The following is a 23,296-nucleotide window of genomic DNA, read 5'->3' on the forward strand; positions in this document are numbered from 1 at the left end:
AGGTGAACATATTCGGTGGCGATACAAGAGCGCAACCGCGACAGCAAGCCGCTGGCGGTTGCAGGGCGCGCCTGCTTCAACGTGACGCCGCCGCCTTTGCGCGCAAAAACCGTTTCACGCAAACGCCGTCGCCGCAGATGTTTGTTGACAGCACCAAAGACCCAATTACTGTCACTGTCAGTGAAATTTGTTTCGTGGGAGCAATTCCAGGAAAAGTGTCGAACGGTTTTCCGCCCGGAATTGCGTCAAGAAAAAAGTCGAAATCAAAAAGGAGGAGGCCCGCAATGAAATCTCGTGTCGCCGTCATCGGAGCCGGACCGTCAGGCCTGGCCCAGCTAAGGGCCTTCAAGTCGGCCGCCGAGAAGGGCGCCGAGATCCCGGAAATCGTCTGCTTCGAGAAGCAGAGCGACTGGGGAGGCCTATGGAACTACACCTGGCGCACCGGCCTCGACGAGCATGGCGATCCGGTGCACGGCTCGATGTACCGCTATCTCTGGTCGAACGGCCCAAAGGAATGCCTCGAATTCGCTGACTACAGCTTCGAGGAGCATTTCGGCCGGCCGATCGCTTCCTATCCGCCGCGTGCCGTGCTGTGGGACTACATCAAGGGCCGCGTCGAGAAATCCGGCCTGCGCGAATGGGTGCGCTTCAACAGCCCGGTGCGCATGGTGACCTATTCCGGCGAGACCAAGAAGTTCACCGTCACCGCGCATGATCGCACCAACGACGTGACCTACTCGGAGGAATTCGACAACGTCGTGGTCGCTTCAGGCCATTTCTCGGTGCCCAACGTGCCTTTCTTCGAAGGTTTCCCTACCTTCAACGGCCGCATCCTGCACAGCCACGATTTCCGCGACGCCATGGAGTTCAAGGGCAAGGACATCTTGATCATCGGCCGCTCCTATTCGGCCGAGGATATCGGTTCGCAATGCTACAAATACGGCGCCAAATCGATCACCTCCAGCTACCGCTCCAAGCCGATGGGTTTCAAATGGCCGGAGAACTGGAAGGAGGTGCCGCTGCTGCAGAAGGTCGTCGGCAAGACGGCGCATTTCAAGGACGGCACGACCAAGGATGTCGATGCCATCATCCTGTGCACCGGCTATCTGCATTCCTTCCCCTTCCTCACCGACGACCTCAAGCTCAAGACCGCCAACCGGATGTGGCCGCTCGATCTCTATGAAGGCGTCGTCTGGGAGAAGAACCCGAAGCTTTTCTACATCGGCATGCAGGACCAGTTCTACACCTTTAACATGTTCGACGCGCAGGCCTGGTACGCGCGCGACGTGATGTTAGGTCGCATAAAGCTGCCATCCGCCGAAGCGATGGCCGAGCACGGCGCCAAGTGGCGGGCGCGCGAGGAGACGCTGGAGGACGCCGAGCAGATGATCTGGTTCCAGGGCGACTACACCAAAGAGCTGATGGACCAGACCGACTATCCGGGCTTCGACGTCGAGGCGGTCAACCGCACCTTCATGGAGTGGGAGCACCACAAGATGGAAAACATCATGACCTTCCGCGACAACGCCTACCGCTCGCTGATGACCGGCACCATGTCGCCGGTCCATCATACGCCCTGGCTGCAGGCGCTGGACGATTCCATGGAAAGCTATCTCGAGGTGAAGGGCGTGGCGGCGGAGTAGTGCGGCGCGCTGGCGCCAACGTTCTCAGACTCGACCCGCCTGATCTTCATCTTCAGCCGATCTCGAAGAACGGCTTGCCGAGCAGGCCAGGGTCCACATCGATGCCAAGGCCGGGGCCGTCGGGAACGCCCATGTGGCTGCCGGTTACCGGCGGCGCGTTCCTGGCCGTACGCACCGTCACCCATTCGTGGAAGGCGATGGCGTGCAGCCGGCGCTCCTGCGGCGTCGACAGCGACAGATGCGCCATGGCGGCGGTGTCGATCTCGGCGCCGCCGGTGTCCTCGACCGTGATCATGAAACCGAGATCGACGGCGACGTCGCGGATCAGGCGGGTCTGCGTGACGCCGCCCAGCCGCGAGATCTTCAGCGTCAGCCCGTCGGCGGCGCCGCGGCGGTGGATCTCCAGCATCTCGCCCAGCGAGGTGACGGATTCGTCCAGCACCATCGGCTTATCGAGCATGCGGCGCACCGACATGTTCTCCTCGATCGTCGTGCATGGCTGCTCGAACGTGTAGTCGATGCCGCGCGTGGCGTCGGCGAACTGGCGCGCCTGGTAAGGCGTCCAGCCGGCATTGGCGTCACAGAAGATCACCGTGCCCTTCGGCACGGCGGCGGCCACTGCCGAGACCCGCTCGATGTCGTCGCGCACACTGCCGCCGACCTTGACCTGCAGGCGCCGGCAGCCTTCGGCGATGATCCTTTTGGCCAGCGCTGCCATCTGATCGAGCGTGCCGTGGGTGACGACCCGGTAGGTCTCCGCCATGTCGCTCTCGCGGCCGCCAAGCATGGTCACCAGCGGCACGCCGGCGGCGCGGGCGGCAATATCCCAGCACGCCATGTCGAGCGCCGACTTGATGTAGGGGTGGCCCTTGAATGCCGTGTCCATCAGCCGGCCGATGCCGGCAAGACCGCGTGGGTCCTGGCCGATGAGATGCGGCGCGATCTCCGGCACGCCCGCGCGTGTGCCTGCGGGAAACGCAGCCGAGTAGAAATTGCCGAGCGGCGCCATCTCGCCCCAGCCGGTGTCGCCGCTGTCCGACGTGATAGCGACGATCACCGCGTCGAAGCAGTCGGCGATCCGCCCCTTGGACATGCGGTAAGGTCCGTCCACGAAGGGCTGCACGACATGATAGGCCTTGATGCTCTTGATCTTCACGTTTGTGTCCGTTGCGGGTCAGGTCATATTCTGATGAACCGACTGTAACACAATCAGGTTGTCGACAATCCAACAAGGGACCCGTCCGTAGAAGACTGTTCCTTTCGGGGTCGGAATTGTCTGACCCCAAATAGTAAACGGCGCCCTCGACGTGGGTATCGAGGGCGCCGTCGGACCGGAAACTGATGGGGGTTATCAGCTGGCCGGTTTCGGTTGCGGCAAGGGAGAAACCGGCATTCCGGGTCCGATCTTCTGCAGATTGCCCGTGATCACCTGATCGTTCTCCGAGATGCCGGAGGTCACGGAAATCAGGTCGCCGTCGGCAGGCCCAAGCGACACCAGCTTCTGGTCGACGGTGTTGCCCTTGCCGATGACATAGAGATATTTGCCAAGCTGGCTGGAGCCCAGCGCCACCTGCGGCACCATCAGCGTGTTTGGCTGCTCCTTCACGTGCAGCCGCACCCGGACATATTGTCCGGGCAGCAGCATGAACTTGGCATTGCCGATCGTGGCGCGCGCGGTGATCGTGCCGGTCGAGTGGTCGATCGTGTTGTCGATGAAGGTCAGCTCGCCTTTCTGGCTGGGCACCGTATCGCCGGGCAACAGCACGTCGACGGCGATCGGACCGTTGGCCTTCGCCTGCTCGATCTGCACGAGGTCGGTCTCGCTCGGATTGAAGGTCACATAGATCGGATCGAGCTGCACCAGCGTGTTGAGCACCGTGCCGGCGACGCTAACAAGCGTGCCGACCGAAGCCTGATTGCGGCCGATGCGGCCCGAGAAGGGCGCCTTGATCTCGGCATAGCCGAGGTTGAGCTCGGCCGTCCGCACCGCCGCCTGGTCGACGGCAAGGGCGGCCTGGGCCGCGCGCAGATTGCTGGTGCGCTGGTCGAAGCTGTCCTTGTCGAGATAGCCGGCTTTGGCAAGGTCGGTGCCGCGGCCGAGATTGGACTTTGCATATTCGAGCGTCGCGGTATCGCGTTGTACCTGCGCCTTCGCCTGGTCGAGCGCTGCCTGATAGTCGTCGGGGGCGATACGGTAAAGCAGATCGCCCTGCTTGACGTCGCTGCCGTCGGCCGCCGTCTGTTCCTGCAGATAACCCGGCACGCGCGCCTGCAGCGTGATGCTGCGGATCGACTCCACCCGCGCGGCGTAGTCGAGATAGATCGGCAGCGTCTTCTTAACGACATTCACCACCGGCACCGGCATCACGAAAGCCGCCGGCGCTGGCGCAGCACCCGCTGCGCCGCCGCTCAAATTGCCCATGTCGAGAAAGTGCACGCTGGCCACCGAGATCGCGCCCAGCGCGACGGCCGTTCCCAAGGCGATTTTCCATCTACGCATAATTGATCTCCAATCTTATTCGGCCACCTGGGCGAGCTATTCAGCCGCCTGGGCGAGCGGCTGAAGCGCCGGCTCGGCGGTCGGTTCAATTTTGTCTTGCTGAGGCGCATCGTCGTGCGCCTTGGCAGGTTCCCTTTCGCCGCGTTCGCGCAACTGCTCGATCACGGCGTAGAAGACAGGCACGAAGACCAGCGACAGGATCGTCGCCGCCACCATGCCGCCGAAGACGGTGGTGCCGATCGACTGCCGGCTGGCGGCCCCAGCACCGGTCGCAAACATCAGCGGCAGCACGCCGAGGATGAAGGCGAAGGCGGTCATCAGGATCGGCCGCAGTCTCAGCCTTGCCGCTTCCATCGCCGCTTCGACAATGGTGAGCCCTTCCTCGCGCCGGCGTCTGGCGAACTCGACGATCAGGATCGCGTTCTTCGCCGCGAGGCCGATCAGCATGACGAAGCCGATCTGTGAGTAGACGTCGATCTGCATGCCGCGCAGCAGGAGCACGATGAAGGCACCGAACAGAGCGAGCGGCACGGCGAGCAGCACCATGAAGGGCATCGCCCAGCTTTCATACTGCGCCGCCAGGATCAGGAAGACGAAGACAATCGCCAGCCCGAACACGACCGATGCGATCGATCCGGCCTTGAGTTCCTGGAAGGTGATGCCGGTCCATTCATAGCCGAAGTCGCGCGGCAGCACGTTGGCCGCCGCCCGCTCCATGGCCGCCACCGCCTGTCCGGACGAGAAGCCTGGGGCAGCACCGCCATTGATAAGGGCAGACGCGTTGTTGTTGTAATGCGGCACGGTCTCCGGACCCACGATCGGCACCAGTCTGCCCAGCGTGCTCAGTGGCACCATGCCGCCCGACGCGTTGCGCACATAGAGTCTCGAGATGTCGGTCGCGTCGGCACGCGCATCCTTGTCGGCCTGAATGGTCACGCGGAAGGTGCGGCCGAACAGGTTGAAGTCGTTGACGTAGAGCGAGCCGAGATAGATCTGCAGCGTATTGAAGACGTCCGGCAGGTTGAGGCCGAGCAGCTTCGCTTTGCTGCGGTCGAGGTCGTAGTTGAACTGCGGCGTCGAGGTCGAGAAAGACGAGAACAACTGCTGCGGGTTGAGCTCCGGCTGCTTGCGCGCCTCGGCGATCAGCGCCTGCGTGACGTCGTTCAGCGCAGCGCTGCCGCGACCGGACAGGTCCTCGACCTGGAACTCGAAACCACCGGTAGTGCCTATCCCCGGGATCGATGGCGGGTCGAAGGAGAGCGCGAACGCATCCGGCATCTGCAACAGCTTGCCGCGCACCTGCTCGACCAGTTTCGACGCGCTCTGGTCAGGCCCGCGCTCGTCCCAAGGCTTCAGAATGGCGAACTCCACCGCCGAATTTGACTGCGCGGCGCTGGTCAGGAAGTTCAGGCCGCTGATCGAGCCGACAATGTCGACGCCGGGCGTGTTCTGCAGGATGTCGCGCGCTTTCTGCGCCACCGCGTCGGTGCGTTCGAGCGAAGCGCCGTCCGGCAGCTGGATGACCACGAAGAAATAGCCCTGGTCCTCGACCGGCAGGAAGGTCGAGGGTAGTTTCTGCCAGACGAAATAGGTGGCGACGAGGCCTGCCGCGAACAGGCCAAGCATGATCCAGCGCAGCTTGATCAGGAGGCGCACGCCATGTGCATAGGCATGCGACAGCCAGTCGAAGCCGGCGTTAAACCAGCGGAACAGCACGAACTGGGTTTCGCCGCGATGGCGCAGGAAGGCGGCGCTCAGCGCAGGCGAGAGCGTCAGCGAGTTGAAGGCCGAGATGCCGACCGAGATCGCCACGGTCAGCGCGAACTGATTGTAAAGCCGGCCCGAGACGCCCGGGATGAAGGCGACGGGAACGAACACCGCCATCAGGACCGCGGTGGTGGCGATGATCGGTCCGGTCACCTCGGCCATCGCCGCGCGCGTCGCGGCCAGCGGCTTGAGCCCGGCTTCGAGCTGTCGCTCGACATTCTCGACCACGACGATCGCGTCGTCGACGACGAGGCCGATCGCCAGCACCATGCCGAGCAGCGACAGCATGTTGAGCGAAAAGCCCAGCATATACATCACCGCCAGCGTCGCGATCAGGGAGACGGGAATGGCGATGGTCGGGATGATGGTGGTGCGCCAGCTCTGCAGGAAGATGAAGACGACAGCCACCACCAGCACCAGCGCTTCGCCGAGCGTGATCAGCACGTCATGCATCGAGGCCGAGACGAAGCGCGTCGTATCGTAATGCATGGCGTAGCTGACGCCCTTCGGGAAACGCTGCGACAGCTCCTGCATCTTGTCCTTGACCCGCTGCTGCAGGTCGAGCGCATTGGAGCCGGGCATCTGGTAGACGGCCAAAACCACGGTCGGGTCCTTGCCGAAGAAGGCGGAGGACGAATATTGCAGCGCGCCGAGTTCGATGCGGGCGACGTCGCGCAGCCGCACAAGCGAGCCGTTCTGCGAATTGGCGCGCACGACGATGTCGCCGAATTCCTTGGGGTCGCTGAGGCGGCCCACCGCATTGACCTGCATCTCGAAGGAGGTGCCGGCCGGCGCCGGCGACTGGCCGATCTTGCCGGCCGCGACCTGCACGTTCTGTTCGGCGATGGCATTCTGCACATCGACGGCGGTGATGCCGAGATTGGCCAGCTTGTCCGGGTCGAGCCAGACGCGCATCGAATAGCGGCGCTCGCCGAAAATCTGCACGTCGCCGACGCCGGGCAGGCGCTTCAGCGGATCGACCACCTGCAGATAGGCGAGGTTGCTCAGTGCCACCGGATCGACCGAGCCGTCGGGCGAGGTCAGGTCGACGATCAGCACGAAATTGGGATTCTGCTTCTTGATCGTCACGCCGCCCTGGTTGACGATGGCCGGCAGCGAGGACGCCGCTTGGCTGACGCGATTCTGCACGTCGACCGCCGCCGTGCTCAACGGATAGCCGACATCGAAGGTGATGGTGATGGTGGACGAGCCGTCATTCGAGCTCGTCGACGACATGTAGGTCATGCCCTGCACGCCGTTGATCTGCTGCTCGAGCGGCGTGGTGACCGTATCGGCAACGACCTGCGCGCTGGCGCCCGGATAGTGCGCGCTGACCACGACCTGCGGTGGCGTGATGTCGGGGAATTGCGAGACCGGCAACAGGAAATAGGCGATTGCGCCGGCGAGCACCATGATGATGGCGATCGCCGACGCGAAGATCGGGCGGTGGATGAAGAAGCTCACCATGATGCGGACGCCTCGCCGAACGGGTTTGCGAAATGGCGCAGGCGCCGGGCCCGGCCGGAGCCGGAATCCTGCAGGAAGGATGGCGGGATGTTGCCCGACGCCCGGTCGGCCGCGCGCTGGCGCAGCATCCGCTCGAAGGCTTTGGGGTCGATCCCATCCGCCTTCATCACCAGCCGGATCATCGGATCCCGGATGGCTTCGTCGATCGTCAGGTCTTTGCGCTTTTGCATAGGAGTGGCTCCTTGCTCGGCCCGCATCGCTTGATCACGGACCGCTTTTTCTCGAATTCACCGGCCGAAGCCGCATGACAGGCAGGTTTTGCGTCCTATCTCACTCTGGCAGGGCTTATCGGAGGCCTTGTCGTTTGACGGCGAGTGATATAGGTGTTACCAGTAAGTAACATGCTGGAAGTTACAGACCGGTAACACCCTAGTCAAGAGGTGGCGACGGTTTTTTTGGAAACGACGAAAGGAGATCATGATGACTGACGGCGTCGCGGAGCGTTCCCGCCCCCGGGATCGAATCCTGGAGACGGCGCAGGACATGTTCCACAAGCACGGCATCAAGGGTGTGGGCGTCGACGCCATCACGGAGGCTGCCGGCACGAACAAGATGACGCTTTACCGTCATTTCGAATCGAAGGACGAATTGATCGTCGAATGCCTGCGCGCCACGGCGGCGAAGGCTTCGAGGATTTGGGACGAGTTCGAGGCCAAGCATCCCGGCGACAAGCTCGCCCAGTTGCATGCTTGGGTCCAAAAGGCTTCTGAACTGCTCAGCGCCGACAGCCGCGGCTGCGATATGGCCAATGCCGCCGTCGAGCTCACCGAAACCGATCACCCGGCAAGGCGCGTCATCAAGGAACTGAAGGAAGCCCAGCGCGAAAAGCTGGTTGCGCTTTGCCGCGATGCCGGCATCGGCCAGGCAGAGCTTCTTGCCGACACGCTGTCGCTGTTGCTCGAAGGCGCGCGAGTCTCAATGCAGAGCGTCGGCGCCGAAGGCCCGAGCGCGCAATTCGTGCGCATGGCCGAAAGCCTGATCGCCTCGTTCCGGGCGCGCTGATCTCTTCGCCTCGTCCTGACTCTGTTATGCTGTTCCGGAAACGGGCGCTAGACTATGGGTCAGGCAAGTTTTCCGAGATGTATGAGCGCTGGCTCGTGGGTCCTCTCTTTCGCCCCTGGGCAGAAGTGACCTTCGAAGAACTGAAGCTGTCTCCAGGCCATCGTGTGTTGGACATCGCCTGCGGCACGGGAATAGTTGCCCGGGTTGCCAGGGAACGGCTCGGCGCCGCCGGATATGTCCTCGGCATCGACATCAATGCAGATATGCTTGCTGTCGCGCGCACCGTGGCGCCAGACATCGATTGGCGCGTAGGTAATGCCGGTGCACTGCCCCTCCATGACGGAGAGCAGTTCGACGTGATCGTCTGTCAACAAGGGCTCCAGTTCTTTCCCGACAAATCCGCTGCGGCGGCGGAGATGCGGCGAGCACTGGCGCAGGGTGGCCGGCTGGCCGTTGCCACGTGGCGCCCCGATGATGAAATCCCCTTCTTTCGGGATCTCCGCCGCGCCGAGCGCCTCCTCGGTCCAGTGGTGGACCTGCGCCACAGCTTTGGGAATGCGGCGCTGATCGAGGCGCTGCTCCGGGACGCCGGTTTCCACGACGTCCGATCAAGGACAATATCGCGCAGGATACGCTTAGAGGACGGGGCGCCTCTCCTGCGGTTGAACACGATGGCCCTGGTCGGCATGAGCGCCGCCGGCAAGGCGATGGCCGATCAGGAACGCAAGCACGTCGTGGAGGACATCATGAGCGGGAGCGCGCCCGTGCTGCAGTCTTATGCGGATGGATCGGGAGTCGCTTTCGAACTCAGCTCCAATCTAGTGACGGCGAAAGGCTAGGTGGCTTCGCCTCCGCCTTTGGCACGCAAAGAAAAAGCCCGCTGCCGGGAGGAGGTGGCAGCGGGCTCGATTTCGAATACGGCACGGGAGGAGGTGTACCGCACTCAGCGTCGGCATCACATCTGGGAGGAGGAGACGGCCGACACCCAGATAAATACGAGGTGCCTAACGATTCGGCAATTGCGAAACCTGCATAGCTGCTGTGCAGAATTGCGGGATCAATCGTCAGACAAATAAGCGAGCGGCCGCCCGCGCTACTGCACCGGCACGTTTTCCTTGAAGATCAGCCGCGGCTCGATGAATTTCTTCGTCAGATACGGCGCCGACGACGCGATGGAGCCGAGCAGGCGGATCACCGACTGCTCCGCGATCAGCCGCGCATTCTGGTCGATGACAACGTCGGCGAGATCGTCGACGAGATAGCGCCGTGTTTCCTTGGTCAGGTCGTGGCAGATGAAGACCGGCTTCTTGCGCGGCTTGACCTCAAGCAAGGCCTTGGCCACGCCGGACCGCCCGGCGCCGACGCAATAAATGCCGAGCAGCTCCGGTTCGTTGTGCAGCGCCTTGACGGTCGCGCGGTAGCTGGCGTCCGGGTCGTCATTGCTCTCGGCGGCGCTTGAGACCGTGAGGTCGGGAAACTCTTCGGCGAGCACCGAACGAAAACCCATCTCGCGCTCCTCGTGGCCGCGATAGGAGCGCGAGCCGACCACCATTGCCAGATGTCCGGTGCGGTCGCCAAGGAAGCGGCCCATCAGCAGCGCCGCCGTGCGGCCCGCCACCCGGTTGTCGATGCCGACATAGGCTGAGCGGGGTGCCGCCGGCACATCCGAGATCAGCGTAACCAGCCTGATCCCGGCATCGACCAACTCGCGCAGGATGTTGCGCGTGCGCGGATGATCGACAGCGATCATGCCGACACCGTTGGCCTTGAGCGACAGATTCTCCAGAGCGCTCTGCAGCGCGCCCGGCGAAATGCCGGCAAGGTTGTGGATGCGGCAGGAAGCGACCAGCGGCAGACGCTGGGCATAGTCCTCGATGTGATGGGCGAGATCGGCCATGAAGGCGTTGGATCCGATCGGGAGGAAGAATTCGAGATGCGCCGGCTTCGACGGCAGCACGACCTGGTCGAGCGTCGGCAGATAACCGAGCTGCTTGGCCGCTTCCAGCACGCGCTGCCGATTGGCCGCGCTTGCGCCTGGGCGGTTGTTGAGCACTCGGTCGACGGTCGCGGTCGACAGGCCGCAGCTCCGGGCGATATCGGCTACGGTGGCTTTCATGGGTCCAGTCATAGGCGCTGATGCAATCCTGTGCCAGCGGCGGGCGTGAAGGGGCTGCCGGCAGCCGATCGGCCTGCGGTCAGCCCTCAGCCATGCGATTGCCGGCTGTCGGAAATCGCGTCGCGGATTTCCTTGTCCGACATGCCGGTGATGACGCGCTCGACCTCGGCGACCGTTGTCTTTTTCGGATCGATGTCGTCGGCCACCACCTTGCCCCGGCGCATCACCACGATGCGGTCGACCACCTGGAAGACGTGATGGATGTTATGCGCGATGAAGATGCAGGAATGGCCGGAATCGCGGGCGCTGCGCACGAAGCTTAGGACCCCTTGCGTCTCGGCGACGCCGAGATTGTTGGTCGGTTCGTCGAGGATGATGAGATCGCTGTCGAAATGCATGGCGCGCGCGATCGCCACGGCCTGCCGCTCGCCGCCCGACAATGAGCCGATCGGTGTCGTCGGCGGGATGTTCTTGGTGATGCCGACCTGCCTGAGCAGGTCGCGCGCCACCGCGTTCATTGCGTCCTGGTCCATGCGGTTGAGGAAGCGCGGCGCCTTGATCGGCTCGCGCCCGAGGAACAGGTTGCGCGCGATCGACAGCTGCGTGACCAGCGCCGAGTCCTGGTAGATCGTCTCGATGCCGTGCGCGATCGCATCGCTGGTGCTGCGCAGCGTGACCTTCTTGCCGCGGATGAAGATGTCGCCGCTGGTCAGCGGCACGGCGCCCGAGAGCACCTTGATCAGCGTCGACTTGCCGGCGCCGTTGTCGCCGAGCAGGCCGACGATCTCCTTTTCATTGACGTGGAAATTGGCGTCCACCAGCGCCTGCACGCGCCCGTAGGACTTGCGAATGTTTGTCATGCGGATCAGAGGCTCGGCCATCGTCTTAAGTCCCCGCCTGGTGCCGGCGTTCGAGCCATGAATGCAGGGCCATCATGCCGAGAATGATCGCGCCGATGAAGATATTGTAGGCGAGCCCCGGCACGCCGATCAGCACGATGCCGTTGCGCATCACGCGCAGGATCAGGATGCCGAGCACCGTGCCGACGATGGTGCCGCGCCCGCCGGTCAGCGCCGTGCCGCCGATCACCACCATGGCGATGACCTCGAGCTCGTAGCCCGTGCCGCTGTTGGGGTTGGCCGCGGAGGTGCGCAGCGACGAGATCACCCCGGCCAAGGAAGCCATCACCGCCGAAAGGATGAACAGGCCGACCTTGACGCGGCTGACGTTGACGCCGCGCGCGCGGGCCGCGTTCGGATTGCCGCCGGCGGCTTGGATCCAGTTGCCGGTCCGGCTCTGCGTCAGCACATAGCCCAGCACGATCGCAGCGCCGATGAACCAGAACAGCGATGCATAGATGCGGAAGGGCCCGAGATAGAAATCGCCGACCAGGATGTTCGCCAGCCAGCTGCCTTCCGCACTCCAGGTGCGCTGCGGGAAGCCGTCGGTGATGAACAGCGCCGAGCCGCGCACGACCAGCAGCATGCCGAGCGTGACGAGGAAGGACGGGATCTTGAGCTGGGTGACAAACCAGCCATTCACCAGCCCGATCAGGGCAGCAACGATCAGCGCGATCAGCAGGCCCATCTCGAGCGAAGTGACGCCGCTGTTGAAGAGCGTCCACATCAGCACTGGCGAGAAGCCGAACAACGAGCCGACCGAAAGATCGAATTCGCCCGATGTCATCAGGAGCGTCATCGCCAGCGCGATCAGGCCGAGCTCGACGGTGAAGGCCAGGATGTTCGAAATGTTCTGCGGCGACAGGAAGTCGGGATTGATACCCCAGAAGACGACGAGCTCGACGATAAGCAGCACCAGCGGACCGAATTCCGCTCGCGCGATGAAACTTTGAATGAAGGAACGGTTTTCCATTGAGCCCGCGGCGTGAATGATTGGCTGAAGCCCGCTCCGACCAGACAGGGCTCGACGGTACAGGAAAGCGGTCGCGGCCCGAAGGCCGCGACTGCAAATGTCAGGGATTATTTGCCGGACAGGATCTTGTCGTAGACGCCGGCGGTGTCCTTCTCATAGAGCGCGCCGGTGATGACGTTGAAGCCTGGGGGGATGCCGCTGGCGGCCATGTTGGCCAGCGAAAGCGCCACATAGCTGGTCGCCTGCGGGTCCTGCCACTGCCCGGCATTGACGTAGCCGTTCAGCACTTCCTGCGTGGTGTCGAGCGAGTTGCCCCAGCCGACGACCGGGATTTCGCCCGGCTTGACGCCGGCCTGGTCGAACACGCGCTTGATCGAGCCGGTGACAAGATCGCCGAGGCCGATGATCGCCTTCACCTTGCCTTTGTGGGCGGTGAGATAGTCGACCATGCGGTTGATCACTTCGGCCTGATCGAGCGTCGCTTCGGTCACCTCATAGGTGATGCCGACGGGTCCGAACACGCTCTTGATGCCTTCCTCTTCCTGCACGCCATAGGTGGCTCCGGGGACCTCGACCGGCATCCAGACGAAATCGCCCTTCTTCACCAGGCCCTTGTCGACCAGGTATTGCGCCCAGTGCTTGCCGAAGGTGACATTGTCGCCGCCGACATAGGCGTTGAAGTTGGCCTTCGGATCGGGCGTGTTGAAGTTGATGATCGGGATATTGGCCGCGCGCGCTTCCTTGACGATCTCGACAAGGCTGCCCGGATCGGGGCTGGTGGTGACGATGCCGTCGGCCTTGGCCGAGATGGCGGCGCGGACGGCCTCCTGCTGTGACGCCACATCGCCATTGTGGAACGAGGTGTTCACTTTGTTGCCGGTGTCGCTCGCCCATTGCTTGGCGCCGGCCAGGAAGTAGGTCCAGACCGGATCGGCCGGGCCGCCATGCGAAATCCAGTAGAACGTCTTGGCCTCAGCCATCGCCGGAATGGCGAGCATGGCGATGAAGCCAAGCACGAGCAGTCTTAGCCGCGAAAGCATTCGATTTCCTCCCATGTTGAAACTCTCCTCCTGGATCAGCGCGACGCGGCCTTGGACCGCACCTCCTGCCGGCGCCGACCGGAACGTCTAGAGCATTCTCTTTTTTGCGGCGCTGGCAAGCCTCCATCGCCAATGGATGTTGGCACAGGCGCGGGCGCCATCAGCAATCCCATCAGATTGCATCAGCTGCGGCGATATTCGTTGGGCAAGCGGCACCATCGGCCATCCGCTGCACGGATTGGCCTCGAAGCAACCGCTGTCTGGTGCGGCTTTAGATCAGCCCCGCCTTGGCCAGGTCGCGCATCAGGTGGCTGGCGCCATAGGTCCAGTGTGGGCAGTCGGGCGACAGGCGCACGCGATTGGTGAGCGCGCCAAGCTTTTCCGACGAGATGGTGACGATGTCGCCGACCTTGTGCGTAAAACCCTTGCCCTTCTCGCCGCGATCCTTCGAAGGCACGAACATGGTGCCGAGATAGAGCGCCAGCCCGTCCGGATACTGGTGGTGCGGTCCCATTGCCGCCTTGACCAGTTCCTCCGGCGAGCGGCTGATTTCGGCCATCGAGCTCGCGCCCTCCAGCGAGAAGCCGTCCTCGCCCTCGACGCTGAGCCGCACCGTGGCGCGCTTCACGTCCGCGATCGAAAATGTCTCGTCGAACAGGCGGACGAACGGCCCGAGCGAAGCGGAGGCGTTGTTGTCCTTGGCCTTGCCGAGCAGCAGCGCCGAGCGCCCTTCGACGTCGCGCAGATTGACGTCGTTGCCGAGCGTGGCGCCGACGATGCGGCCCGAGCTGTCGGCGATCATGGCGATCTCGGGCTCCGGATTGTTCCAGGTGGAGACAGGATGCAGGCCGACATCGGCGCCGAAGCCGACGGAAGCCATCGGCTGGCACTTGGTGAAGATCTCGGCGTCCGGGCCGATGCCCACTTCGAGATATTGCGACCAGGCGCCGCGCGAGATCAGCTTGGCCTTGATCTCCATCGCTTCCGGCGAGCCGGGCTTGAGCTTCGACAAATCGTGGCCGATCAGTCCGGCGATGTCGGCGCGGATGGCGTCGGCCTTTTCGGCCGAGCCGCGCGCCTGTTCCTCAATGACGCGCTCGAGCAGGCTGACGACGAAGGTGACGCCGGAGGCCTTCACCGCCTGCAGGTCGACGGGCGAGAGCAGGATGGGCTTCCCGGCGTCACGTTTGGCCTCGAAGCTGTTCGCCGCGATCTCTTCCAGCGCGCCGATCGCCTTGCCCTTGGCCGAGCGCAGATAGTCAGCCGGATCCTTCAACTCGCAAAGATCGCGCACTGTAGGCGCCGCGCTCGAGGTGACGTCGATGACCTGTCCGTCCCGCACCGTCACCACCAGCGGATGGGAAGCGGCGCTGGTCTTGGCGCGGCCGACGAAAATTCCATCGGCGGGCAAGCGGGTCGGATCGGTCATGGCATCATTCCTCTCAATTTTTCGCGCGCGGCACTTTTCCCCGATTTCGCGGAAACGTCTATCCCGCCAGCCGCAACATTTATGACCATGCATGTGCTGTCACACAGCCACAACCGAACTGGCCCATCGAAGCGTTCTTTCAAATCTATGAAATATGCAATAGAATTTTCACCAAGCTCCAGCGCGTTAGGTGATCCTCTTGGCCGCAGGCTTTTCCGATCCGATCTGGCGAAAGCCCCAGGCGGCCACGGCGTTCCAGTCGGAGCTTTCGGCCGGTGCCACGCTGGACGTGGTCATTGTCGGCGGCGGCATCATGGGGCTGTCGACCGCACTTCATGCGGCGCGCGCGGGCCTTTCCATTCAGGTGCTGGATGCCGGCTTGATCGGGCAGGGCGCTTCAGGCCTCAATGGCGGCCAGGTCATTCCCGGCCTCAAATACGATCCGGAGTGGCTGATCGAACACTTCGGGAAGGAGCGCGGCGAAGCCCTCGTCGCGTTCGCCGCCGCGACGGCCGATGCCGTGTTCGACGTGATCCGAGACGAGAAGCTGGCGGTGCCGTTCACGCGCAACGGCTGGATCCAGGCCGCGCACACCGAGACCGCTTTGATCGCGGCAGCGAACCGGGACCGCCAATGGCGCTCGCGGGGTGCCGACGTCAAATTGCTTGACCGGGCCGAGATCGCGGCCATGACCGGCGCCAAAGGGTATCTCGGCGGCTGGCTGGACAGCCGGGCCGGCGTCATCGATCCGCTGTCCTACACGCTCGAGCTCGCCCGCGTCGCCTTGGCCGCCGGCGCCAGAATCGCCGAGCAGCAGCGCGTGGTGAAGCTCCGCAACGAAGCCGGCGCCTGGCGAGTCTCGACGCAAGGCGGTGCCGAGTTGCGCGCCAGGTCGGTCGTGCTCGCCACCAACGCCTATACGGACGGCCTTCTGCCTGGCCTCGCGCAAACAATCGTGCCGCTGCATTCCTTCCAGATCGCCACCGCGCCGCTCCCGGCCGAGCTTGCCGCAAGCATCCTGCCGGGCGGTCAGGCCGTTTCCGATTCCCGCCGCATCCTCGTCTATTACCGCCGGAGTCCCGATGGCCGGATGGTGCTGGGCGGCCGTGGCCGCATGGCGCTGCCTTCAAGCGCGGCCGATTGGGCGCATTGCGAACGCGCGCTCACCCGCCTCTATCCGGCGCTTGCCGGCATCGCCATCGAAAAGCGCTGGTTCGGCCGCGTGGCGCTGACGCCGGATCACCTGCCGCACCTGCATGAGCCGGAAAAGGGCCTGCTCGCGGTCGTCGGCTGCCAGGGCAGGGGCGTCGGCCTGATGAGCGCGCTCGGCAAGCGCATGGCCGGTTACCTCGCGACCGGGGACGTCAGCCAATTGCCTTTCCCGCTTTCGCCGATCCGGCCGATCCCGTTCCACGCCTTCCGCCAAGTCGGCGTCGCCGCGGCAATCACCTGGTACCGCATGCTCGACGCGTTCGAGCGTTGATGCCGAATGCGTGCAGCGCACAAGCGAATCTCCTTGACACTTTCATAAATATGAAAAAACATTAGCCGATTTCAAAAATCCGATGGAGCCAATAGGCACTCTGATGTCGACCATCGTTGCAGCGCGGCCATCGCCGGAAACCCGTATCTCACCGGTCTTCCGCTTCGCCATGCTGCTGCCGGGCGGGCTGGTCACTTTCTTCCTCATCCTGTTCGCGCTTGGCCTGGTGGTCTTTCTCGCCTTCAGGGGAAATGACGGTTCGCTGCTCGGGGTTGGCCTGACGGTCGAAAATTTCATCACCGTGGCCACCGATCCGCTCTACTGGACGGTGACGCTGCGCTCGCTGGTGATTGCCGGCGTGGTGACGCTGGCGACCGTCGTCACCGCCTATCCGGTTGCCTATTACCTCGCCTTCCATGCCGGCCGCCGCCGCAACCTGCTGCTCTTCCTGGTCACGCTGCCCTTCTGGACCAGCTATCTCCTGCGCGTCTTCGCCTGGAAGATTGTGCTTGCCTATAATGGCGTGCTGAATTCCGCCTTTATCGAAAGCGGCCTTTGGAAGGAGCCGACGCTCGCCTTCCTCAACACGCCGGCTGCGGTCGTGGTGACACTCGCCCACGCCTACGCGCCTTTCGCCATCCTGCCGATCTACGTGGCGCTGGATACGATCCCGAAATCGCTGCTTGAAGCCGCATCCGATCTCGGCGCGCGGCCCTTCACCAGCTTCCGCCGCGTCGTGTTGCCCAATTCGATGCCGGGCGTGCTGGCGGCGGCGCTCGTCGTCTTCGTGCCGACCATCGGCGACTATGTCACGCCGGCCATGGTCGGTGGCCCGGCCAGCACCATGATCGGCACGCTGATCCAGTCGCAATTCGGCAAGGCCAACGACTGGCCGTTCGGCGCCGCGCTCTCGGTCTGCGTCATGCTGGTTATCCTGTGCGTGGTGCTGGTAGCGCGCGGCGCCGATCGCCGGTTCGGCAGCCGCACATGAGCGCCCGGGCCGGCACCAACGCAGGCGGCGGCTGGCTCGGCCTCTACGTGCTTGGCTATCTCGTCTTCCTGTATCTGCCGGTGCTTTTGATCCCGCTGTTTTCCTTCAACAACTCGATCCAGGCGGCGTTTCCGCTGCAGGGTTTCACGCTCGAATGGTACCGGACGCTCTATGGCAATCCGGCGCTGTCCGGCGCCCTGGCCAACAGCCTGGTCATCGGCGTCATCGCTGCCTTCGGCGCGACGCTCTGCGGCATCACCGTTTCCTATATGGACCTTTATGGCCGTTCGCCGCTTGCCGCCACGATCAGCGCCATCGCCCGGCTGCCGATCCTGATCCCCGGCGTCATCGTCGGCATTTCGCTGCTGATCCTGGTCAATCTGATCGGCCTCGGCCCATCGCGCGTTTCCATCGTGCTCGGCCACATCCTCGTCGCGTTGCCGACGACGGTCGTGGTGATGCGCAGCCGCTTCGCCGCCATCCCGAAGACGATCCGCGAGGCGGCTCTCGACCTCGGCGCTTCCGACTGGACGACGTTCCGGCGCGTGATGCTGCCGCTCAGCTTGCCCGCCGTGCTGTCGGCTTTCATGCTCTCCTTCCTGATTTCCTTCGACGAGTTCATCGTCGTCTTTTTCCTCGCCGGCACCGAGCCGACGCTGCCGCTCTACATCTGGAGCCAGCTGCGCTTTCCGCGCTCGCTGCCGACCGTCATGGCGCTCGGCACGGTGATCCTCGCCGTGTCGGTCATCATCGCCGGCACAGCCGAAATCCTTCGCCATCGCGGCCTCGGCGCCGCGCGTCGCAATCCAGCCTGAACCACAACAAAGAAGAGGAGAACGAAAATGATAGTCCACCTGAAATCGCTCACCGGACAAAAAGCCCGAGCCGGCCTTGCCGCACTGGCGCTCGCACTGTCGTCGACAGTCGCACTTGCCGCCGACAAGCTGCAATATTTCACCTGGTCGGGCTACGAATTGCCCGACTTCAACAAGAGCTTCCTTGCCGCTCATCCCGATGGCGTCGAGGCGACGATCTTCGGCGATGACGACGACGCCTTCACCAAGGTCAAGGCCGGCTTCAGGCCTGACATCGCGCATCCCTGCTACGACAAGGTGGCGCGCTGGAACAAGGAAGGCCTGCTGCAGCCGATCGACACCAAGCGCATCAAGAACTGGGATTCGATCTTCCCGGTGTTCAAGAACCTGCCCGACCTGCAGGCCGGCGACGGCAAGGTGTGGATGGTGCCCTGGGACTGGGGCAACACCTCGATCCTCTACCGCACCGATCTGGTGAAGAGCCCCGAGGCGAGCTGGAACCTTCTGTGGGACAAGCAATATGCCGGCCGCATGGCGACCATCGACGCCGTGCACGACACTCCGATCGTCGCGGCCCTTCTGGCGGGCGTGAACCCCTTCGACATGACACCGGAGCAGATGGACAAGGTGGCCGAAAAGCTGCGCGAGCAGCGGCCGCTGCTGTCGAGCTACACCACCGACATGACCTCGGTCGAGCAGGCGCTGGCCAGCGGCCAACTGGTCGCCGCCATGACGTGGAATGCGTCGGCGACCTCGTTGAAGAAGCAGGGCGTGCCGGTCGAGTTCATGAAGCCGAAGGAAGGCATGCTGACCTGGGCCTGCGGCTTCGTCATGCTGAAGGACGCCAAGAACGTCGATCTCGCCTATGACTTCATCAACAGCCGGCTCGACGCCGACTCCGGCAAATTCCTTATCCAGTCCTATGGCTATGGCAGCTCCCTCTCGACCGCTTTCGCCGGCGTGTCGAAGGAAGAGCTGGAGAAACTGCAGCTGCCTGCCGATCCGGAGGTGATGCTGAAGAGCACCATCTTCACCGGCCCGATGAAACAGAATGACGATATGGCGAAAATGTTCGAGAAGGTGAAGGCGGGGGGATGACTAGCTCCACCTTCTCCCCTTGTGGGAGAAGGTGGCCGCGAAGCGGCCGGATGAGGGGTGCTCCAGGGAACACAGACGTCTCACTTCGCTGGAACACCCCTCATCCGTCTCGGCGCTGTCGCGCCGATCCACCTTCTCCCACAAGGGGAGAAGGGGGAGCCTGGCGGCGCTGCACCACACCGGGGAAAGACAACAAGGACCAACGCATGGACATTCTTGACGAAGCGGCGGCAAAGCCGAAAGACGATGCCGATATCCGCGTCGGCCGGCGCGTGCGGGCGCTCAGGCTCGAGCGCAAGCTGTCGCTGGCCGAGCTCGCGGCCAAGGCCGGCATCTCCATCGGTGCGCTCAGCCAGATCGAGCGCGGCATGTCCTCGCTGCGCGTCAAGGTGATCTGGCCGCTGGCGGCGGCGCTCGACATCGAGCCGTCGGCGCTGATCGCCGACGGCAACGAAGCGGTCAACGATCTCTATTGCGTGCGCGCCGACAAGCGACGGCAGATTCCGGTGAAATCCGAAGGCATCGCCAAGGCGCTCCTGTCGCCGCCGGCCGCGACGCTGACCGGCATGCTGGTCACGGTCGAGGCCGGCGGCGGCACGGCGGAAGCCTACGCCCATGCCGGCCACGAATTCGGCTTCGTCATGACCGGCGAAGTCGAGCTGGTGGTGGACGCCACAACCTATGTGCTGAAAGCCGGCGACAGCTTCGCCTTCAAGAGCACGCTGCTGCATGCCTTCCGCAATCCCGGCGCCGAGCGCTGCCAGATCCTGTGGGTCAACACGACGAAACCGTCCGAGGTGCGCGATGGCGCCTGACGCGCTCGTTCGTCTCGATAAAGTCTCGAAGGTTTTTCCGGGTGGTGTGGTCGGTCTCGATACGGTCGATCTCGACATTGCCGCGGGCGAGTTCCTGACCCTGCTCGGCCCTTCCGGCTGCGGCAAGACGACGAGCTTGCGCGTCATCGCCGGCTTCGAAAGCCCCTCGAGCGGCAACGTCCTGCTCGAAGGCCGCGACATCACCGGGCTGCGGCCATTCGACCGGCCGGTGAACACCGTCTTCCAGGACTATGCGCTGTTTCCGCATATGGACGTCGCGGCCAATGTCGGCTTCGGCCTGTCGCTGCGCAAACTCACCGGCGCCGAGCAGGCCAAACAGGTCCGCGAGGCTCTCGACATGGTCGGCCTAGCCGACAAGCTGCGCGCACGCGTCTCGGAATTGTCCGGCGGTCAGCGCCAGCGCGTCGCCTTAGCCCGCGCCATCGTCTGCGAGCCGCGCGTGCTTCTGCTCGACGAGCCGCTGTCGGCGCTCGACGCGCATCTGCGCGAGCAGATGCAGGTCGAGCTGAAGCGGCTGCAGTCGCGGCTGGGCACCACCTTCGTCATGGTCACGCACGATCAGACCGAGGCGCTGTCGATCTCCGACCGCATCGTCGTCATGAACAAGGGCCGCATTGAGCAGATCGCGCCGCCGGCCACGCTCTACGATCGGCCTGCAACACGTTTCGTCGCCTCCTTCATCGGCACCATGAATCTGTTGCGCTCGCGCTTTGTCGGCCGCGACGGCGAGCGCCTGCGCTTTGCCGCCGGGGACTTGCCGCTGGAAGCGATTTCCGACAGCGGCGAGACGCCGGCCGCCGGCGACACGCGAACCATCGGCGTGCGGCCGGAAGATCTCCTGGTTGTCGGTGAAGCCGGCGAAGGTACCGCGCCGGCGCGCGTCAGTGGCGTCGTCTTCCATGGCCGCACGCTGCGCCTGCACGCCGAGCTCGGACAGGGGACTTCGATCGTCATCGATGCCCCACGCCGCGCTGACGGTACTCAATTCAGTGTTGGCGACGTAGCCTATGTCAGCCTGCGGCGCGGCGCCAATTGCCCAATGCTTTCCAGCTGATGGAACGGGCCTAGGCTCACGACGCCTTGGCGAAGAATCCCTGATAGTCGGACTTGGCCTGCAGCAGGCGCAGGATGTTCTCGCGCGAGCCGCGCACATGCGCGCGGGCGCGCTCGCCGGCCTGCGCGACATCGCCGGCGCAGATCGCGTCGACGATGCCGGCATGTTCTTCGCGGGTGAGCTTCCACTCGTCCAGCCACAAAAGCTCGGTCCACACATATTGCTGGCATTTGTCGAGGATGCCGCAAAGCATGCCATGCAGCATCTCATTGCCGCTGATTTCGGCGATCACACGGTGCAGGTCGATGCCGACCTGGAGCTCCTCGAATTTCTCCCTGGTGCTGCGGTCCGGGATCGCCGCCAGCCGCTCGCATTCGGCGAGCATCTCGCGCAGCCGTGCCTTGTCGGCGGCGGTGGCGTTGGCCGCCGCCAGCTCGGTCGCGCGCCCGTCGAGCATCTCGCGGATGTCGAAGGCCTCCCGGAACATGGTCAGGTTGAACTCGGCCACCACATAGCCCTGGCGCGGCCGCCCGATCACCAGCCCGTCGCGCTCCAGCCGGTTGAAGGCCTCGCGCACCGGCGTGCGGCTGACTTTCAGACGCTCGGCGATCTCGTTTTCCGTCACGCGGCCGCCCGGCGGGATCTGGCCGGTGATGATCAACGCCTTCAGCGCCTCGAACACCGAGTCGCGCAGCGTGTTCTTTCTCTCCTTCAAGCGTTCCGCCTCCAAGATTGCGTCACGGATTCGCGAGCTTAGTTCGTTTTAGGGTCTGCTTGAACAGGAGCATTTCGCCGGAGGCAATTGCCCCCTGCGGAATGGCCATACTCCCATAGCCAAAAAACGCCAAACCCGAGTTGACATCGGCCTCCGAAAAATTACACTCAAAATTGTATACAAATTCGCATACCAAATCAACGATAACGGGAACACCGGTTGGAGAAGCGAAAATGACGAAGAGACCCTGTATTCACGGCTTGGCCGTCGCCGGCCTGCTGGCCACAGTCGCCGTTCCGGCCTCGGCCGCCGACACCATCACCGTCGCCTCATGGGGCGGCACCTATCAGGAAGCGGAGACCAAGGCCTTCTTCGATCCGACGGCCAAGGAACTCGGCATCATCATCAAGCAGGATACCACCAACGGCCTCGACGACGTCCGGCTGCAGGTCACCGGCAATGCCGTCAAATGGGACATCACCGAACTCGGCGCCGACGAATGCGCGCGCGGCTCCAAGGAAGGCCTGTTCGAGAAGCTCGACTACAACGTCATCGACAAGAGCGGCATCAACCCGAAGCTTGTCCACGATGATTGGGTCGGCATTTCCTACACGTCGGTGGTTTTGATCTATCGCACCGATGTTTTCGGCGACAAGGGCCCCAAGACCTGGGCCGATTTCTGGAACGTCGAGAAATTCCCTGGACGCCGCGCGCTCTCCGGCAGCCAGGCGACGGAAACGCTGAGCGTCGCCGCACTCGCCAAGGGCATTCCGATCGACAAGGTCTATCCGGTTGACATCGACGGCGCGCTGCAATCTGTCGACAAGGTCAAGGGCCATATCGATGCCTGGTGGACCTCCGGCGCGCAGGCCATGCAGCTCGTCAAGGACGGCGAGGTCGACATGGCGAGCATCTGGAACGGCCGCGCCGGCACCTTGAAGAAGGAAGGCGCGCCGGTCAGCTTCTCCTTCGATCAGAGCGTGCTCACCGCCGACTGTATGGTCATCCCGAAGGGCTCGAAGAACAAGGACGTCGCCATGAAGGCGCTGGCCAAATTCGTCAGCCCCGACCTCCAGGCCAACCTGCCGCTCTATGTCGACAATGGCCCGGCCAACGAGAAAGCTTTCGAGACCGGCAAGATCCCGCCGGAGCGGATCAAGGACATCAATTCCGCGCCGGAGAACGTCAAGAAGCAGGTGCTGCAGGATCCGGCATTCTGGCGCGACACCCTCGTCGAGGCGACCGAGAAGTTCAACAACCTGATCCAGCAGTAACGCTAAGCAATTCCAGGAAAAGTGCGCAGCGGTTTTCCGTCCGGAATTGCGTAACAAGAAACTGTCGGAGCGGCTTCTGATACGCCGCTCCGCATCGTTTCGCGAAAAATGATCCGGAGTTGAAGGAGATGCTC

Annotated in this window: 20 protein-coding genes; 10 read left to right on the forward strand and 10 right to left on the reverse strand. The window is 63.6% G+C overall.

From position 1 onward, the window contains the following. Positions 1-284 precede the first annotated feature (284 nt). The gene (locus tag LB553_RS19345) at positions 285-1,643 is read left to right on the forward strand and encodes an NAD(P)-binding domain-containing protein (protein ID WP_224515844.1); all 1,359 of its coding nucleotides are present in this window, start codon (positions 285-287) and stop codon (positions 1,641-1,643) included. Between the two features lie 52 nt (positions 1,644-1,695). Here the strand turns inward: LB553_RS19345 and LB553_RS19350 are convergent, their stop codons facing one another. The 4 genes from LB553_RS19350 to LB553_RS19365 form a co-directional block, all read right to left on the reverse strand. Beyond that, positions 1,696-2,799, reverse strand: a complete 1,104-nt coding sequence (locus LB553_RS19350; RefSeq protein ID WP_224515846.1) for a mandelate racemase/muconate lactonizing enzyme family protein — start codon at positions 2,797-2,799, stop codon at positions 1,696-1,698. Positions 2,800-2,994: 195 nt separating this feature from the next. Further along, positions 2,995-4,143 (reverse strand): efflux RND transporter periplasmic adaptor subunit, encoded by a 1,149-nt coding sequence (locus LB553_RS19355; protein WP_224515848.1) that lies wholly within the window; start codon positions 4,141-4,143, stop codon positions 2,995-2,997. A gap of 36 nt (positions 4,144-4,179) precedes the next feature. Then, the gene (locus tag LB553_RS19360) at positions 4,180-7,377 is read right to left on the reverse strand and encodes an efflux RND transporter permease subunit (protein ID WP_224515851.1); all 3,198 of its coding nucleotides are present in this window, start codon (positions 7,375-7,377) and stop codon (positions 4,180-4,182) included. Continuing rightward, positions 7,371-7,607, reverse strand: coding sequence for a hypothetical protein (locus LB553_RS19365; RefSeq protein WP_224515854.1), 237 nt, complete (start codon positions 7,605-7,607; stop codon positions 7,371-7,373). Before LB553_RS19365 ends, LB553_RS19360 begins: the two co-directional genes overlap by 7 nt. 250 nt (positions 7,608-7,857) lie before the next feature. Between LB553_RS19365 and LB553_RS19370 the strand changes: the two genes are divergently transcribed. Both LB553_RS19370 and LB553_RS19375 read left to right on the forward strand, forming a co-directional pair. Then, positions 7,858-8,439, forward strand: coding sequence for a TetR/AcrR family transcriptional regulator (locus tag LB553_RS19370; RefSeq protein ID WP_140544202.1), 582 nt, complete (start codon positions 7,858-7,860; stop codon positions 8,437-8,439). Positions 8,440-8,516: 77 nt separating this feature from the next. Further along, positions 8,517-9,278 carry a class I SAM-dependent methyltransferase gene (locus LB553_RS19375; protein ID WP_224515856.1) on the forward strand — a complete coding sequence of 254 codons (762 nt, stop codon included), beginning with the start codon at positions 8,517-8,519 and terminating at the stop codon, positions 9,276-9,278. A 254-nt stretch (positions 9,279-9,532) separates the two neighbouring features. Here the strand turns inward: LB553_RS19375 and LB553_RS19380 are convergent, their stop codons facing one another. The 5 genes from LB553_RS19380 to LB553_RS19400 form a co-directional block, all read right to left on the reverse strand. Further along, a complete protein-coding gene (locus LB553_RS19380; protein WP_224515858.1) occupies positions 9,533-10,555 on the reverse strand; it encodes a LacI family DNA-binding transcriptional regulator in 1,023 nt (340 codons plus the stop codon). Positions 10,556-10,641: 86 nt separating this feature from the next. Then, positions 10,642-11,436, reverse strand: a complete 795-nt coding sequence (locus LB553_RS19385; RefSeq protein WP_224515862.1) for an ATP-binding cassette domain-containing protein — start codon at positions 11,434-11,436, stop codon at positions 10,642-10,644. Positions 11,437-11,440: 4 nt separating this feature from the next. Then, positions 11,441-12,427 carry an ABC transporter permease gene (locus tag LB553_RS19390; RefSeq protein ID WP_224515864.1) on the reverse strand — a complete coding sequence of 329 codons (987 nt, stop codon included), beginning with the start codon at positions 12,425-12,427 and terminating at the stop codon, positions 11,441-11,443. Between the two features lie 107 nt (positions 12,428-12,534). Next, positions 12,535-13,467, reverse strand: coding sequence for a substrate-binding domain-containing protein (locus tag LB553_RS19395; RefSeq protein ID WP_224515867.1), 933 nt, complete (start codon positions 13,465-13,467; stop codon positions 12,535-12,537). Positions 13,468-13,738: 271 nt separating this feature from the next. Continuing rightward, complete coding sequence (locus LB553_RS19400) at positions 13,739-14,896, reverse strand: fumarylacetoacetate hydrolase family protein (RefSeq protein WP_224515869.1); 1,158 nt, start codon at positions 14,894-14,896, stop codon at positions 13,739-13,741. Positions 14,897-15,095: 199 nt separating this feature from the next. Between LB553_RS19400 and LB553_RS19405 the strand changes: the two genes are divergently transcribed. From LB553_RS19405 to LB553_RS19430, 6 genes are all read left to right on the forward strand, one after another. Continuing rightward, entirely contained in the window at positions 15,096-16,379 is a 1,284-nt protein-coding gene (locus LB553_RS19405) for an NAD(P)/FAD-dependent oxidoreductase (RefSeq protein ID WP_224515871.1), read from the forward strand. Positions 16,380-16,482: 103 nt separating this feature from the next. Beyond that, positions 16,483-17,370 (forward strand): ABC transporter permease, encoded by an 888-nt coding sequence (locus tag LB553_RS19410; RefSeq protein WP_224515873.1) that lies wholly within the window; start codon positions 16,483-16,485, stop codon positions 17,368-17,370. Next, positions 17,367-18,185 (forward strand): ABC transporter permease, encoded by an 819-nt coding sequence (locus tag LB553_RS19415; protein ID WP_224515876.1) that lies wholly within the window; start codon positions 17,367-17,369, stop codon positions 18,183-18,185. Before LB553_RS19410 ends, LB553_RS19415 begins: the two co-directional genes overlap by 4 nt. A gap of 27 nt (positions 18,186-18,212) precedes the next feature. Continuing rightward, on the forward strand, positions 18,213-19,283 hold the full coding sequence (locus LB553_RS19420; protein WP_224515879.1) for an ABC transporter substrate-binding protein: 1,071 nt from the start codon (positions 18,213-18,215) through the stop codon (positions 19,281-19,283). Positions 19,284-19,489: 206 nt separating this feature from the next. Further along, the gene (locus LB553_RS19425; protein ID WP_224515882.1) at positions 19,490-20,098 is read left to right on the forward strand and encodes a cupin domain-containing protein; all 609 of its coding nucleotides are present in this window, start codon (positions 19,490-19,492) and stop codon (positions 20,096-20,098) included. Then, entirely contained in the window at positions 20,088-21,173 is a 1,086-nt protein-coding gene (locus LB553_RS19430; RefSeq protein ID WP_224515884.1) for an ABC transporter ATP-binding protein, read from the forward strand. Before LB553_RS19425 ends, LB553_RS19430 begins: the two co-directional genes overlap by 11 nt. A gap of 16 nt (positions 21,174-21,189) precedes the next feature. On the opposite strand, the gene LB553_RS19435 is transcribed toward LB553_RS19430, so the two are convergent. Further along, positions 21,190-21,888 (reverse strand): GntR family transcriptional regulator, encoded by a 699-nt coding sequence (locus LB553_RS19435; protein ID WP_224515885.1) that lies wholly within the window; start codon positions 21,886-21,888, stop codon positions 21,190-21,192. 233 nt (positions 21,889-22,121) lie between these two features. Between LB553_RS19435 and LB553_RS19440 the strand changes: the two genes are divergently transcribed. After that, positions 22,122-23,162 carry an ABC transporter substrate-binding protein gene (locus LB553_RS19440; protein WP_224515887.1) on the forward strand — a complete coding sequence of 347 codons (1,041 nt, stop codon included), beginning with the start codon at positions 22,122-22,124 and terminating at the stop codon, positions 23,160-23,162. The last annotated feature ends 134 nt before the right edge of the window (positions 23,163-23,296 follow it).

Source organism: Mesorhizobium sp. CA8, assembly GCF_020164955.1.
Classification (GTDB): domain Bacteria; phylum Pseudomonadota; class Alphaproteobacteria; order Rhizobiales; family Rhizobiaceae; genus Mesorhizobium.